Source organism: Streptomyces sp. BE303 (genome assembly GCF_036290945.1).
GTDB lineage: Bacteria > Actinomycetota > Actinomycetes > Streptomycetales > Streptomycetaceae > Kitasatospora.
Genome location: NZ_JAQYWZ010000717.1, coordinates 74,001 through 88,623 on the forward strand (window position 1 = coordinate 74,001; position 14,623 = coordinate 88,623).

Here is a 14,623-nt window from a genome sequence, read left to right on the forward strand (position 1 = left end):
CTGCGGGACGGCCGGGCGCGCGGGCGGCGTGGCAGGGTCACAACTGGGGCACGTGGTGGTGAAGACGGTACGCGCACCTTGGCGGCACGTGGCGGCTGCGTTAACGTCATCAGATCGGCCGTCCGCCGCGTCCATGCCGAAACCGATCTCCGGTACAGCGCAATGTCGTTCTGTCGTTTTGCCGAGCGTTTCACGCCCTGGCGAGGAGGACCGCATTGACCCCCACCCCGACCGTGCCGTCCACGCGTGCCCGCCGCCGTCTGCTCGCCCTGCCGGCGCTGCTGGCCGCGGTGGCGCTGACCGCGGCCTGTTCCAACAGCTCCGGTGGTTCGGACGGCGATGCCGACGGCGGGGCCAAGACCCTGTCCGGTGACTGTGCCAAGTACCAGCCGTACGCCGGACACTCGGGCAAGACCGTGACGGTCTTCGCGTCGATCCTCAGCCCCGAGTCGGACAACCTGGAGAAGTCCTGGGCGGAGTTCGGCTCCTGTACCGGCATCCGGATCAGCTACGAGGGCACCAACGACTTCGAGTCGCAGCTGCCCGTCCGGGTGAGCGGCGGCAACGCCCCGGACTTCGCGATCATCCCGCAGCCCGGCCTGCTGGCGCAGATGGTCAAGAGCGGCAGGGTGGCCAAGCCGCCGCAGCAGACCGTGGAGAACCAGGCGAAGTGGAGCCCGGTCTGGAAGACCTACGGCTCGGTCAACGGCACCTTCTACGCCGCGCCGATGAGCGCCAACATGAAGTCCCTGGTCTGGTACTCGCCGAAGTCGTTCAAACAGGCCGGCTACGAGGTCCCGAAGACCTGGGCCGACCTGATGGCGCTCAGCGACCGGATCGCCAAGGCCGGCGGCGGCAAGCCGTGGTGCGGCGGCATCGGCTCCGGGACGGCGACCGGCTGGCCCGCCACGGACTGGCTGGAGGAGGTGGTGCTCGGCTCGTTCGGCGGCGAGGTGTACGACCAGTGGGTCAGCCACCAGGTGAAGTTCTCCGACCCGAAGATCGCCGCGGCCATGAAGACCGTCGCCGACTGGATGCAGAACCCGGCCTGGGTCAACGGTGGGTACGGTGACGTGAAGTCGATCGCGACCACCACCTTCCAGGACGCGGGCGCGCCGATCCTGACCGGCAAGTGCTTCCTGCTCCAGCAGGCCTCGTTCTACAAGGCGCAGTGGCCCAAGGAGGCGACGATCGGTCCGGACGGTGACATCTTCGCCTTCCGGCTGCCGGCGGTGAACCCCTCGGTGCCCAACCCGGTCGAGGGCGGCGGGGAGTTCCTCACCGCGTTCGCGAGCCGGCCCGAGGTGCAGGCGGTGCAGAACTACCTGTCCAGCGCGGAGTGGGCGAGCAGCCGGGTGAGGACGGCCACCGGCTGGGTCTCCGCCAACCAGGGCGTGGACAAGGGCCTGTACACCGACCCGATCGACCGGCTCTCCGCCGACGCGCTGACCGACCCGGCGGCGACCTTCCGCTTCGACGGCTCGGACCTGATGCCGGCCGCGGTCGGCGCCGGGCAGGAGTGGAAGTCGCTCACCGCCTGGTTCGCCGAGGGCCAGTCGATCCAGAAGACCGCCGCCGACATCGACGCCGCCTGGCCGCAGTAGCCGCCGCCCGGGCCGCGGTGCCGCCGCCCGGGCCGCGGTGCCGCCGCCCGGGCCGCGGTGCCGCCGTCCGGCGGCGGGCCGCGGTCCGGGCGCTGTCGGAGGACCGCCCGTCGAGGGCGGTGCGGGGCCACCCACCCGCACCGCCCGTCCTCCGCCCTCCCCTCCTCCGCCCTCCCCTCCTCCGGTCTCCGGTCCTCGGGTCGCCGACCCTCCCGCCTCCCGGACTTCCGTCCCGGCCCGTCGTTTCCTCCCTTTCGCCGACCGCAAGGAAAGGACGCCCAGCCATGTCCCTCCCCGCCTCCGCACTCGCCGACGGCGCCTGGGGCGACGCGGTGGTCAAGTTCGGCAACGGCTTCGGCGCGATCGCCGGCTTCCTCGGCATCCTGTTGCTGGTCTTCCTGGTCGCCGGCCGCGCCTCCGGCCGTCTCGCCCGCCCGCTGGCGGTCGCCGTCTTCCTCGGTCCGGCGGTGGTGCTGCTGCTGGTGGGCCTGGTCGCGCCACTGGTCCGCACCGTCTGGCTGAGCCTCCACAACGACGACAGCAGCCGGTTCGTCGGTGGCGAGAACTTCGGCTGGGCGTTCACCACGGACTCGCTGCACGAGGTGCTGGTGAACACGCTGCTCTGGCTGGTGATCGCACCGCTGGCGGCCACCGGGCTCGGTCTGGTGCTGGCACTGCTGGTGGACCGGATGCGCGGCCAGGCGGTGTACAAGTCGCTGATCTTCATGCCGATGGCGATCTCCCTGGTCGGCGCGTCGATCATCTTCAAGTTCGTCTACGAGTCCCGGGACGCCTCGCAGCGGCAGATCGGCCTGTTGAGCCAGGTCGCCGTCGCGCTGGGCTGGGAGCACCCGCCGAACTGGATGCTCGCCCAGCCGCTCAACACCTTCCTGCTGATGGCGGTGATGGTCTGGGTGCAGACGGGCTTCGCGATGGTGGTGCTGTCGGCGGCGATCAAGGCGATCCCGGACGAGGTCACCGAAGCGGCCCGGCTGGACGGCGCGGGCGGGATGCGGCTGTTCTGGTACGTCACGGTGCCGATGATCCGCACGACGGTGGTGGTGGTGCTCACCACCGTGATGATCACCACGCTCAAGGCCTTCGACATCGTCCGCACCATGACCGGCGGCAACTTCGGCACCCAGGTGCTGGCCAACGAGATGTACTCGCAGTCCTTCGTGCAGTTCAACACCGGGCGGGGCAGCGCGCTCGCGGTGGTCCTCTTCCTCGCGGTGCTCCCCCTGGTGGCCTACAACATCGTCCAGCTGCGGAAGGAGCGTGGGGTGCGATGAGCGCACGGCGTGACGGCGGTCCCGTCCGGAAGGCCTTCTCCACCCCGGCGGCCTCGGTGTTCGTGATCGTGGTGACGGTGCTCTGGACCGTTCCCACGCTGGGCCTGCTGGCCACCTCGCTGCGGCCCAAGAAGGACGTCACCGCCGACGGCTGGTGGAACGTCTTCGTCCACCCGGACCTCGGCCTGGACAACTACCACACGGTGCTGTTCGAGGGCGGCTCCGGCGTCTCGACCGGTCTGATGCCGTTCCTGGTGAACTCGCTGGCGATCAGCGTCCCGGCCACCCTGTTCCCGCTGGCGCTGGCGGCGATGGCCGCGTACGCGCTGGCCTGGGTGCGGTTCCGGGGCAGCGACACGGTGTTCTTCGTGGTCTTCGCGCTCCAGGTGGTGCCGCTCCAGATGGCGCTGATCCCGCTGCTCCAACTGTTCTCCGGGGGCGCCCACCTGGGCTCGGTGACGCTGGTCCCGGCGCTGGACCTCGGCGGCACGTACGCGCCGGTCTGGCTGGCGCACACGATGTTCGCGCTGCCGCTGGCGATCTTCCTGCTGCACAACTTCATCGCCCAGCTGCCGCGCGACCTGATGGAGGCGGCGGTGGTGGACGGCGCCTCGCACTTCAAGATCTTCCGCTCGATCGTGCTGCCGCTCTGCACCCCGGCGCTGGCCTCGTTCGCGATCTTCCAGTTCCTCTGGGTCTGGAACGACCTGCTGGTCGCGCTGACCTTCGCCGGCGGTACGCCCGACGTGGCGCCGATGACGGTCCGGCTGGCGCAGTTGTCCGGATCGTTCGGGGGGCGCTGGGAGCTGCTGACCGCCGGGGCGTTCCTGTCCATCGTGATCCCGCTGGCGGTGTTCTTCGCCCTCCAGCGGTACTTCGTCCGCGGCCTGCTGGCCGGATCGGTCAAGGGATAGCCGGGTCGCCCCCCGGAGGCGTTTCGATTCACGCCGAACGTGTCGGTCTCGTGGACACGGTCGGCACGGAACCGGTACACCGTTAAAGGCAGTTGGCCGAGGTGACACAGGGGGCGGTCATGGCAGACGCAGGCATACGCTCGGGCCGGCGGTGGCGGCCGTGGGGGCGGAGGGCCGGGGGGCTGCCGGCGGCCCTGGCCGTGGCGGCGGCGCTGGTCTCCGGACCGGGGGCCGCACCGGCCGCGGCCGATCCCGCGGCGGCCGTGACGCTCACGCTCGGCACCACCGAGGCCGGTACGGCCACGGACTCCGCCGACTCCGGCTACCTCAACGCCTCGCGCTACGTGACCGGTTCGGCCGGTGGCACGGTCACCGGCCTGTCGGTGTTCGTGGACGCGGTGGACGCGGCGCCCAACAACCGCTACCAGGTGGCGATCTACCGGGACAACGGCGGCAGCCCGGGCAGCCTGCTGGTGAGCAGCGCCACCGGGACCCTCACGGCCCACGGCTGGAACAGCGTCCCGCTGACGGCGACCCTGGCCGCCAACACGCCGTACTGGCTGGCCTACAACACCAACGGGACCAACGCGGCGGTCAACAACCTCCGGTACAGCCCCGGCGGCACCAGCGTGTACGGCAACGGCGGCCAGCCGTTCGGCAGCTGGCCGTCCGACGTCGGCCCGGTCACCTCCGGCGGCCTGAGCCTCTCGATCCACGCGACCTACACCGCCGACCCGGAACCGCCGACCACACCGCCGGGCCCGGGTCCGGGCGGGGAGGGCCCGATCCTGCTGGTCACCAGCCAGGCCAACCCGTACACCCGGTACCTGGCCGAGATCCTCAAGGCGGAGGGCCTCAACGCCTACCACCAGGTGGACATCTCCGCCGTCACCGGTCAGCTCCTCGCCGCCGCCGACGTGGTGCTGCTCGGCGAGATGCCGCTCACCGCCGCGCAGGCGGACCTGTTCACCACCTGGACCGGCGGCGGCGGGCGGCTGGTCGCCATGCGCCCGGACCGGCAGCTCGCGCCGTTGTTCGGCCTCACCCCGGTCACCGGAACCCGCTCCGACGCCTACCTGAAGGTGAACACCGGCGCCTCGCCCGGCACCGGGATCACCGGCGACACCATGGGCTACCACGGCGCCGCCGACCTCTACACCCTGAGCGGCGCCACCGCCGTCGCCACCCTCTACAGCGACGCCGCCACCGCCACGGCCAACCCGGCGGTCACCCTGCACACCGCCGGCAGCGGCCGGGCCGCCGCGTTCAGCTACGACCTGGCCAGGTCGGTGGTGCAGACCCGCCAGGGCAACGTCGCCTGGGCCGGGCGGCAGCGCGACGGAGTCGACGGCTACGAGGCCAGCGAGATGTTCTTCGGCACCGACGGCGGGCCCGACTGGAACGACCTGGACAAGGCGTTGATCCCGATCGCCGACGAGCAGCAGCGGCTGCTCGCCAACCTGCTCACCCGGCTGGAGTCCACGGCCAAACCGCTGCCCCGGTTCTGGTACTTCCCACGGGACGTCAAGGCCGTCGTGGTGATGACCGGCGACGACCACGGGGTCGGCGGCACGGCCGGCCGCTGGGACGGCTACCTCGCGCAGAGCCCGCCGGGCTGCTCGGTGGCCAACTGGGAGTGCATCCGCGGCTCCTCGTACATCTACACCGACGACCCGCTCACCCCGGCCCGGGCCAAGGCCTACAGCGACCAGGGCTTCGAGGTCGGCGTGCACGTCACCACCGACTGCCGACCCTGGGGCTCCGCCGCCGCCCTGCAGGGCTTCTACCGGGACCAGTTGGCCGGGTGGCGGGCCAAGTACCCGACACTGCCGTCCCCTTCGAGCAGCCGCACGCACTGCGTCGAGTGGGACGACTGGGCCACCCAGGCGAAGACCAAGCTGGCCAACGGGATCCGGCTGGACACCGACTACTACTTCTACCCGTCCGCCTTCACCAAGGACCGGCCCGGCTACTTCAACGGCACCGCGCAGATCATGCGGTTCGCCGACACCGACGGCAGCGTGATCGACGAGTACCAGGCCACCACCCAGCTCACCGACGAGTCCGGCCAGTCCTACCCGGGCACCGTCGCCACGCTGCTCGACGCCGCCTACGGCGCCAAGGGCTACTACGCGGCTTTGACCGCCAACATCCACACCGACTTCGCCGCCTCCGCCGCCTCCGACACGATCGTCGCCGCCGCCAAGGCGCGCGGTGTCCCGGTGGTCTCCGGCCGGCAGATGCTCACCTGGCTGGACGGCCGCAACGGTTCGGCCTTCTCCCGGCTGGCCTGGAACGGGAGCGCGCTCACCTTCGACATCACCGGAGGAGCCACCGGGCTGCGGGCGATGCTGCCGGTCGACGCCGCCGCCGGGACGCTGACCGGCCTCAGCTCGGGCGGCCGGAGCCTCCCGTACCGGATCGAGACGGTCAAGGGCGTGCCGTACGCGTTCTTCGACGGCACGGTGGGCTCGTACACCGCGACCTACGGTCGCGACACCACCCCGCCCGCGGTCACCGGCACCGCGCCGGCCGGCGGGGCCACCGGTGTGGCGCCCGGGGCGGCGGTCCGGTTCTCGTTCGGCGAGCCGCTGGACCCGGCGAGCGTGACCGCCTCCACCGCGACCCTGCGCACCACCGCGGGCGGCGCCACCGTGGCGGGCACGGTGGCCTACGACGCGGCGGCCAACGGCGTCGTCCTCACCCCGGGTTCCCCGCTCGCCCTCACCACCGGGTACACCGCGACCGTCCAGGGCGTGCGGGACAGCTCGGGCAACGTCCTGGCCGGTCCGTACGCCGTCTCGTTCACCACCGGGGGAGCGGAGCCGCGGACGATCGGCAACACCGCGGTGGGCTCGCTGATCGACGACACCGACTCCAACCACCTGAACGGCAACAGGGTGACGACCGGCGCCGCCCCGGTGGCGCTGACCTCGATGAGCGTGCACGTCGGACCGGTCAGCGCGGCGCCCGACAACCGCTTCCAGCTGGCCGTCTACACGGACGTGGGCGGTTCGCCGGGCGCCCTGGTCGCCGCGACCGGGAGCGGCACGCTCACCGCCAACGCGTGGAACTCGCTGGCGGTGGACATCACGCTGAGCGCGGGCACGTCCTACTGGTTCGTCTACAACAGCAACGGGACGGGCGCCACGGTGAACAACATGAACTACTCGACCGGCGCCGGCGGGCAGGGCGCGTACAGCAACACGGTCGTGCCGTTCGGGACGTGGCCGGTGAACTTCGGGCCGGCGGTGAAGGACGCCTTCCAGTACTCGCTGTACGGGACGTACTGAGGAGATCCGCCGAGGGGCGCCGAAGGGACGCGCTGAAGGGGCGCGCTGAGGGGACGCGCTGAGGGGACGCGCTGAAGGGGCGTGCTGAGGGGTGCCGCGGGGCTTGCGCGGAGGGGCTCCGCGAAGTCGGACCCGGCTCTGTCACAGGCGTGCGACAGAGCCGGGTCCGGTGTTTTTGAACTTGTTCAGAATGGTCTACAGTCGGCTTCGGCCGCGGCTCCTGACGCCTTCACCGGTGTGGTTCCGCGCGCCCGTCGGCGCCGCACGCCCCGTGCTGCCGCGTCGCTCGGCGGACCGCCCCGAGGGCGGCTTCCGCGTGCCCGCCCGCCCGACCACTGAGGGGGAACCCATGTCCGGACCCACCACGCCCGCCCCGGACGGAGCACCGTCCGGGGCGGGCTCAGGACCCGCAGCCGGCGCCGGCCCCGAGGCAGTCCCGGGCGCCGGTACGGGCGGCCGTACCGGCGCGGACGTGCCCCCGGGCGCGGTCGGCGCAGCCCCGCGCGCCGCCGGTGCGTGGGGTGCGGGCCCGGTCGCCGCGGCCGCGTACGGCCCCTACCGGGCGCCCGGCGCGCCGGTGCCGCAGCCGTTCCAGTGGCTGCGGCTCAGCGACCCCGAGCGGAAGTCGCCGGCCACCGGGCGGGCCCTGCTCGCGGCGCTGCTGACCGGCCTGCTGGCGTCCTGGTTGCTGATCGACGGGCTCGGCGTCAACCTGCTCCTCTGCGCCGCGCTCGCCACCGCGGGTGCCGGGCTCGCCGCCCGCGCGGCAGGGCGGCGGGTGCGCGGCTGGACCGTCCTGTGGAGTGCCCTCGCGGTCGCCCTGCTCGCCGTCCCGGCGCTGTACGAGGCCGGCTGGCCGGTCCTGCTGTCCACCGTCTGGGCCCTGGGCCTGGCCTCGCTCGCGCTGCACGGGGGGCGCCGCTGGGCCGGTGTCCTGCTCGCGCTGCCCGGCGTGCTGTGGAACCTCGTGCCCGGCCTGCGCTGGGCCCGGAGCGGGCTGCGCGGCGGCAGGGTGCCCGGCCGGAGCCGGGTGGTGCCGGTGGTCAAGGGAGTGCTGGTGGCCGCCGTCCTGCTGGCCGTCTTCGGCGCGCTCTTCGCCGGCGCCGACGCGGCCATGGCGGACATGTTCGAGAGCCTCACCCCCAGCGTGGACCTCGGCGAACTCCCGGTCCGCTTCGTGCTCTTCACGATCGGCCTGGTGACCGCGCTGGGCTTCGCCCACATCGCGGCGGGCCCGCGGCGCTGGGACCGCACGCCGGTCCCGCCGGGCCGGGCCCGCGGCCGGCTGGAGTGGGCCCTGCCGCTGGGCGCGCTCAACCTGATGTTCGGCGCCTTCGCGGTGGTCCAGGCCGTGGTGGTGCTCGGCGGCCGGGACTCGATCATGGAGAACACCGGGATGAGCCGCTCCGAGTACGCCCGCCAGGGCTTCTGGCAGCTGCTGGTGGTCACCGTGCTCACCCTGGTCGTGGTCGCCCTCGCCAAGCGCTGGGCGCCGCGCGGCACCGAGGCCGACCGCCGGCTGGCGCGGCTGCTGCTCGGCACGCTCTGCCTGCTCACCCTGACCGTGGTGGCCTCCGCGCTCGGACGGATGTGGTTCTACGTGGACGCCTCCGGGCTGACCGCGCTCCGGCTCTGGGTCCTGGTGGTCGAGGTCTGGCTGGGCGTCGTCTTCCTGCTGCTCATCGCGGCCGGCCTGACCCGCTCGACGGCCTGGCTGCCGCGCGCCGCCGTGCTCAGTGCGGCGACGGCCGCCGCGCTGTACGGGCTGATGGGGCCGGACGCGGTCGTCGCGGAGCAGAACGTGGCCCGCTTCGAGCGGACCGGGCAGATCGACCTGCGCAACGTCCGGAGCCTCTCGCTCGACGCGGTTCCGGCCCTGGACCGGCTGCCGGGCGACCACCGGACCTGCGCGCTGGACGTCCTCGCGACCGGGCTCGCGGACGACACGCCCTGGTACGCCACCAGCCTGGCCGAGTCCCGGGCCCGGCGGATCCTCGCCGCCCGTCCGCCGGCGGACCGTTCGGCCGAGGACGACGGGGCGTGCGCGCGGCTGGGACTGTACGGCGGCGACTACCGCGGCGAGCGCTGAGCCCCGGGCTCGGCGCGGGGCGTTCGGCGGGGTGCCTCGCGGGGCCGCTCGGCGGGGTCGGGCAGGAACCGGCGGGGAGAAGGCGTGCGGGCCGGCCGGGAGCTGCTCCCGGCCGGCCCGTCATCTCCGGCGGTCGACGCCGGATCGGTCCGCGCACACCGTCCGGCGTCCGCCGATCAGGTGCGTGGTGCGTGGTGCGTGGTGCGTGGTGCGAGGTGCGAGGTGCGAGGTGCGAGGTGCGTGAAGTGCCGTGCGGGTGCGCCGCGCTCAGTGCATCGCGACGCCGGAGGCCTCCGTCGGCAGGTCGGAAGCCTTGGCCTTCACCACGAAGACCGCGACCACCAGGGCGACGGCCGCCAGCGCGGCGCCCGCGATGAAGCCGTGCGATATGCCCTGGGCGAGGACCTCGTTGGCCGCGCCGGTGCCCTGCGGGAACTCCTGCTTCTCCATCAGCCAGGCCTTCTGTTCCGGCGTGGCCGTGGCCATGAAGCCGGGCAGCTGGACCTTGGCCTCGGCGGTCGCGTAGTGCGCGAACACCGTGGTCAGGATCGACAGGCCGAGCGACCCGCCGATCTGCTGCATCGAGTTGAGCAGGCCCGAGGCGGCACCGGTCTCGTCCCCGGCGACGCCCGCGACGGCCAGCAGCATCACCGGGACGAAGACCAGGCCCATCCCGAAGCCGAACACGACCGTGGGGCCGAGGACGCCGTCCAGGTAGCCGCTGTCCGCGTCCATGAAGGTCAGCCAGGTGAGCCCGATGGTGACCAGCAGCGAACCACCGGCCATGAACGGCTTCGGGCCGTACTTGACCTGCAGGCTCGACGCGAGCTGGGCGGCCACGATGATGGACGCGCTGATCGGCAGGAAGGCGAAGCCGGACTTCAGCGGGCTGTAGCCCAGCGGGCCCTGCACGAAGAGCGTGATGTAGAAGAAGATGCCGAACATGGCCGCGGCCAGGCAGAGCATCATCACCAGGCCGCCGGTGCGGTTCCGGTCGGCGAACAGCTTCAGCGGGGTGATCGGCTGCGCGGTCCGGGTCTCGATGACCAGGAAGGCGGCCATCAGCACCACACCGGCCGCGAACGAGCCGAGCGTCAGCGGGTCGGACCAGCCGTCCGAGGCGGCACGGATGAAGCCGTAGACCAGGCCGACCAGTCCGAGTGTCGAGGTGAGCGCGCCGGGCACGTCGAAACGGCCCGCCTGGCGCTCCGACTCGGCGATGTGGCGCGGCGCGGCGAAGGCGATCAGGACGGCGATCGGCACGTTGACGAAGAAGACCCAGCGCCAGTCCAGGTACTCGGTGAGCACGCCGCCGGCCAGCAGGCCGATCGCGGCGCCCGAACCGGCCACCGCGGAGAACACCCCGAAGGCCTTGTTGCGTTCGGGCCCTTCCTCGAAGTTGGTGGCGATCAGGGCGAAGGCCGTCGGCGAGCAGATCGCGCCGCCGATGCCCTGGAGCGCGCGGGCGGCCAACAGCATGCCGCCGTCCTGTGCGAAGCCGCCGAGCAGCGAGGCGAACCCGAACAGGAGCGTGCCCGCGATGAAGACCCGGCGCCGGCCGAGGATGTCGCCCGCACGGCCACCGAGCAGCAGCAGGCCGCCGAAGGTCAGCGTGTAGGCGTTGATCACCCACGACAGGTTGGTCGTGGAGAAGTTCAGCACGTCCCTGATCTGCGGCAGGGCGATGTTCACGATGGTGGCGTCGAGCACCACCATCAGCTGCGAGGCCGCGATGACGGTCAGGGTGAGGTTTTTGTTCCGTCCTTGACGGCCCTGCGTTGGAGAGTTCTTGCTGAGTGTGTCGGAGATAGCCAAGTTGATGCCCCCTGCTGGCTACTGCTTCGTGTACTCCGGACCCGGGGTCCGGAACGGTCCGGCGGCGTCCCGCGGACTATGAAGGAACGGAATCGTTCACTACTGTGGACGATAGCGTGGGCGTGATTATGAACGCAACCGTTCCCTAAGGTTGGTGACAATGGATCAGTTGGTGCGGCGCCAGGCGGCGGTTCGGTCGACCGGCCGGGCGGTCGAACGGCCGGGCGAGAGGCCCGTCGAGCGGTCGACCGAGGCCGCCTCGGGACCCTGTCCCGTACGGATCGCGGCCGAGGCCCTGCGTCGACCGGTCCGGCGGCGGGGGAAGGAGCTGGAGACCGCGATCTTCGATGCGACGCTCGACCAGCTCACCTCCGGCGGGTTCGCGCGGCTGACGATGGAAGGGGTCGCCCAGGCAGCCCGGACCGGAAAGGCCGCGCTGTACCGGCGCTGGGCCTCCAAGGTCGAACTGGTCATCGACGCCCTGGACTCCACTCTGCCACGCCCCTCCGACACTCCGGACCTCGGGTCCGCCCGCGAGGAACTCCTCTACCTCGTCGAGAGCTTCGCCGCCGTCGTGCACTCCCGCTCCGGTGGTGCGATGCACGCGCTGATGGCCGAGTTGGATCACGAACAGGCCGCGCTGTTCAAGGACTTCATGGCCCAGCGGGTGATCGAACCGACCAAGGGGGTCATTCTGGACATCCTCCGGCGCGGCGCCGAGCGCGGCGACGTCCGGCCCGGCGCGGTCACGTCGATGGTCGCCGACCTGGCGCCGGCGATGCTGCTGTACCGGGTCAAGATCTGCGGCGGGCGGGTGGGCCCGGAGTTCGCGACCGAGCTGGTGGACGAGGTCATGGTCCCGCTGATGCGGAACTGAGGCCGGGGGCCGGGGTGCGGGTGTTCCCGGCCCGCCCCGGGCCTTCCCGGGTCCTGCGGCGGGTGGAATACGCTGGAGTCCGCCCAGCTGAACGGATTCCGACATGCCCATCGTCCCGCCGACGCACTCCGTCGAGCGCTCGCTCCGGCGGGCCGGCGCCAAGGTCGTGGCCGGTCTCGACGAGGTCGGGCGCGGCTCCTGGGCCGGGCCGGTGACCGTCGGCGCGGCCGTCACCGGACTGCGCCGGCCGCCGGAGGGGCTGACCGACTCCAAACTGCTCACCGAGCGCCGCCGCGAGGCGCTCGCCCCGGTGCTCGCCGACGGGGTCGGCGCGTACGCGCTCGGTCACGCCTCGGCCCTGGAGTGTGACGAGCTGGGGATGACGGCGGCGCTGCGACTGGCCGCAGTCCGGGCGCTGGAGGCGCTGCCGGTGGAGCCGGACGCGGTGATCCTGGACGGCAAGCACGACTACCTCGGCGGTCCCTGGCAGGTGCGCACGGTGATCAAGGGTGACCAGTCGTGCATCTGCGTGTCGGCCGCCTCGGTGCTCGCCAAGGTCCACCGCGACGGACTGTTGGCCGAACTGGGGGAGGCGCACCCCGAGTACGGGTTCGCCGACAACGCCGGCTATCCCTCCCCGGTCCACCGGGCCGCGCTGGAGGAGTTCGGGCCGACCGAACACCACCGCCTCTCCTGGTCATATCTGGACGGACTGCCCAAATGGCGCCACCTGAAGCGGAGCCGGCCCCTTCCCGGGGTGGGCGGAGCGGGTTCGGCGGAGCCGGTCGGCGAACAGCTGGCGCTGGGTTTCTGACGGGCCGTCGGGGAGGGTCGGGGGCCGGACCGCGAGGTTCGCGGTGACCAACAGGTGGGGCGCCCGTGCGCGTCCGACCGGCATTTGATAGATATCCGGGTATGCCTGTCTTCCCCGAGGAGCCGGAGATCAGCGAGAGCCTCCCGGGCCCCGGCGTTCCAAGCCCCCGTGAGTCGGACGCACACGCCCTCCGTACGCCTGCCACCGGCAGCGCGAACACCGCCGTACCGTCGGCCGCCACCGCGTCGGCCCCGGTACCGGGCCCGCGTCCGGCACCGCCGCGTCCGGCACCCGCGCGTGCGAACCGTCCGGGGCCGCCGCCGCGCCCGAACCAGATTCCCAAGCCCACCCCGCCGCCCCCGCCGTCGCGGACCGCGTCGATCGAGATCCGGCATGTGCCGGCCACCGGGGCGGAGGCCCTGGACCGGGCCGACGAGACGGTCGACCGGCTGCTGGACTCCGGCCGTGACCCGGGAGACATCCTGGTGCTGACGGTCGGCGCGGCGCATCCGTGGCAACAGCACGAACTCACCTTCGGCGAGGAGCGCTACTGGGCGCAGCTCGCCGAGGGCGGCGACGTGTTCTACGCGGACGCCGACCTGACCCGCCCGGCCCGCCGTGCGGTCGTCGTCCTGGCCGTCGCTGCCGGCTCGGCCGGCCGCGTCGCCGCAGCACATGCCAAGGCACTCCAGCACGCGGACTCGCTGCTGGTGGTCTGCGGTGGCACCGCTCCCGCCCCGGCCGCCCTCGCGGGCGCCGGAGCACCGACCGGCGGCCGGCTGCCCGCCTGAGACCCTTCGGATCTTCGAGGCCCGGTACCGCTGGTGCCGGGCCTCGACGTTTCCGCGGGGCCTGCGCCACTCCCGGTCGGCGTCCGGACTCCCCGACCGCCTCGCTCGGCCGGTGGGCCGGGTCCGGTGCAGGCGCCGGACCCGGGACGGGCGGGTGGTCGCGTCAGCGGGTGCCGGTGCGGCGGGTCGGCTCGATGGCCGTGACCCGGGCGGGTGTCCACGGGTGTTCGGACTGGCGGGACCGCTGTGGCCGTTCGCCGCGCCGGGGCCGCTCGGGCGCCGCCTGCCGCAGTGTCCGCTGGCCGCGCTGGCCGTCGAGGGCCGAACGCGGGGGCAGTTCCGTCACGGTGTGGACCGGTCCGTCCGCCCATGAAGCCGCGTTCGGATTGCGCCCGCTCCGTCCGTCGCCGAGGATCTGCCAGCCGACCGGGGTCAGGGCCACGTACGCGCCGCAGCGCAGCCCGTGCAGGGTGGCCGCGTCCTGGAGCGCCCACATCCAGGCGCCGTCCTGCTCGGTCCAGCCGGCCGCGCCCTCCCGGCAGCTCAGCAGCACGGCCGTCCGGGTCGGGGCGGGAAGGCGCAGGTCGTGCGGGACGACCTGGCGCAGGTGCGTGAGGATCGCGTTGCGGTGGAGCCAGCCGTCCTCGTTGTGCGGGCGGGGTGCGAACGAGGCCGACCCGGTCAGCCGGTGCAGCGCGTCCAGGACTGCGACCACGACCGTGCCGGGCTGGGGCAGGTGGCGCTGGTGCAGCTCCAGCACGAAATCGCGCGGATCGCGGAGCAGCGGGATCCCCGAGGCCGTCCAGGTCTGCAGGTCGAGCACCCGTCTGGGCGAGGAGCTCCGGGCGAGGGGATACTGACCTCGGTCGATGCCGTTGATCACAATCCTCCTTCCCGACCCACGGGCGCGCGGGTGCCTGCGTACGCCGAAGACCTGGTCGACGGGACCGGGTTCCGGGTACGGTCCGATTCTCAGGGTAGCCGGGCGGGAGCGGCAACGATGAAATGATGAACGCCGCCCGAAAGCCAACGTTCTGCCGGATATATTCCACGTTCGTGCGAGTGCTACCCGACTGCTGCCGGATCGTGATCCGGGCCGCCTGAGGGATGCCGCGAAGTGTCCCGCGCAACTCC

General features: G+C 72.5%; 10 protein-coding genes. 8 read left to right on the forward strand and 2 right to left on the reverse strand.

What is annotated here, in order from left to right; all coding sequences use genetic code 11:
* Window positions 1–215: 215 nt before the first annotated feature.
* From PUR56_RS20780 to PUR56_RS20800, 5 genes are all read left to right on the forward strand, one after another.
* The gene (locus PUR56_RS20780) at window positions 216–1,604 is read left to right on the forward strand and encodes an ABC transporter substrate-binding protein (RefSeq protein WP_329950001.1); all 1,389 of its coding nucleotides are present in this window, start codon (window positions 216–218) and stop codon (window positions 1,602–1,604) included.
* A 284-nt stretch (window positions 1,605–1,888) separates the two neighbouring features.
* Window positions 1,889–2,896: a carbohydrate ABC transporter permease gene (locus tag PUR56_RS20785; protein ID WP_329882594.1), complete on the forward strand. Its 1,008-nt coding sequence runs from the start codon at window positions 1,889–1,891 to the stop codon at window positions 2,894–2,896.
* A complete protein-coding gene (locus PUR56_RS20790) occupies window positions 2,893–3,810 on the forward strand; it encodes a carbohydrate ABC transporter permease (RefSeq protein WP_329950002.1) in 918 nt (305 codons plus the stop codon). The genes PUR56_RS20785 and PUR56_RS20790 overlap by 4 nt, the downstream gene beginning before the upstream one ends.
* Before the next feature lie 119 nt (window positions 3,811–3,929).
* Complete coding sequence (locus tag PUR56_RS20795) at window positions 3,930–7,103, forward strand: Ig-like domain-containing protein (protein ID WP_329950003.1); 3,174 nt, start codon at window positions 3,930–3,932, stop codon at window positions 7,101–7,103.
* A gap of 349 nt (window positions 7,104–7,452) precedes the next feature.
* A complete protein-coding gene (locus tag PUR56_RS20800) occupies window positions 7,453–9,192 on the forward strand; it encodes a DUF4153 domain-containing protein (RefSeq protein WP_329950004.1) in 1,740 nt (579 codons plus the stop codon).
* Window positions 9,193–9,459: 267 nt separating this feature from the next.
* Here PUR56_RS20800 and PUR56_RS20805 read toward each other — a convergent pair whose 3' ends face one another.
* Window positions 9,460–11,007, reverse strand: a complete 1,548-nt coding sequence (locus PUR56_RS20805) for an MFS transporter (RefSeq protein WP_380360498.1) — start codon at window positions 11,005–11,007, stop codon at window positions 9,460–9,462.
* A 160-nt stretch (window positions 11,008–11,167) separates the two neighbouring features.
* Between PUR56_RS20805 and PUR56_RS20810 the strand changes: the two genes are divergently transcribed.
* From PUR56_RS20810 to PUR56_RS20820, 3 genes are all read left to right on the forward strand, one after another.
* Complete coding sequence (locus tag PUR56_RS20810; protein WP_329950005.1) at window positions 11,168–11,884, forward strand: TetR/AcrR family transcriptional regulator; 717 nt, start codon at window positions 11,168–11,170, stop codon at window positions 11,882–11,884.
* Between the two features lie 103 nt (window positions 11,885–11,987).
* The gene (locus PUR56_RS20815) at window positions 11,988–12,698 is read left to right on the forward strand and encodes a ribonuclease HII (protein ID WP_329950006.1); all 711 of its coding nucleotides are present in this window, start codon (window positions 11,988–11,990) and stop codon (window positions 12,696–12,698) included.
* Window positions 12,699–13,093: 395 nt separating this feature from the next.
* Window positions 13,094–13,489: a hypothetical protein gene (locus PUR56_RS20820; RefSeq protein ID WP_329950007.1), complete on the forward strand. Its 396-nt coding sequence runs from the start codon at window positions 13,094–13,096 to the stop codon at window positions 13,487–13,489.
* Window positions 13,490–13,652: 163 nt separating this feature from the next.
* On the opposite strand, the gene PUR56_RS20825 is transcribed toward PUR56_RS20820, so the two are convergent.
* Window positions 13,653–14,372, reverse strand: a complete 720-nt coding sequence (locus PUR56_RS20825; RefSeq protein ID WP_329950008.1) for a hypothetical protein — start codon at window positions 14,370–14,372, stop codon at window positions 13,653–13,655.
* Window positions 14,373–14,623: the final 251 nt, after the last annotated feature.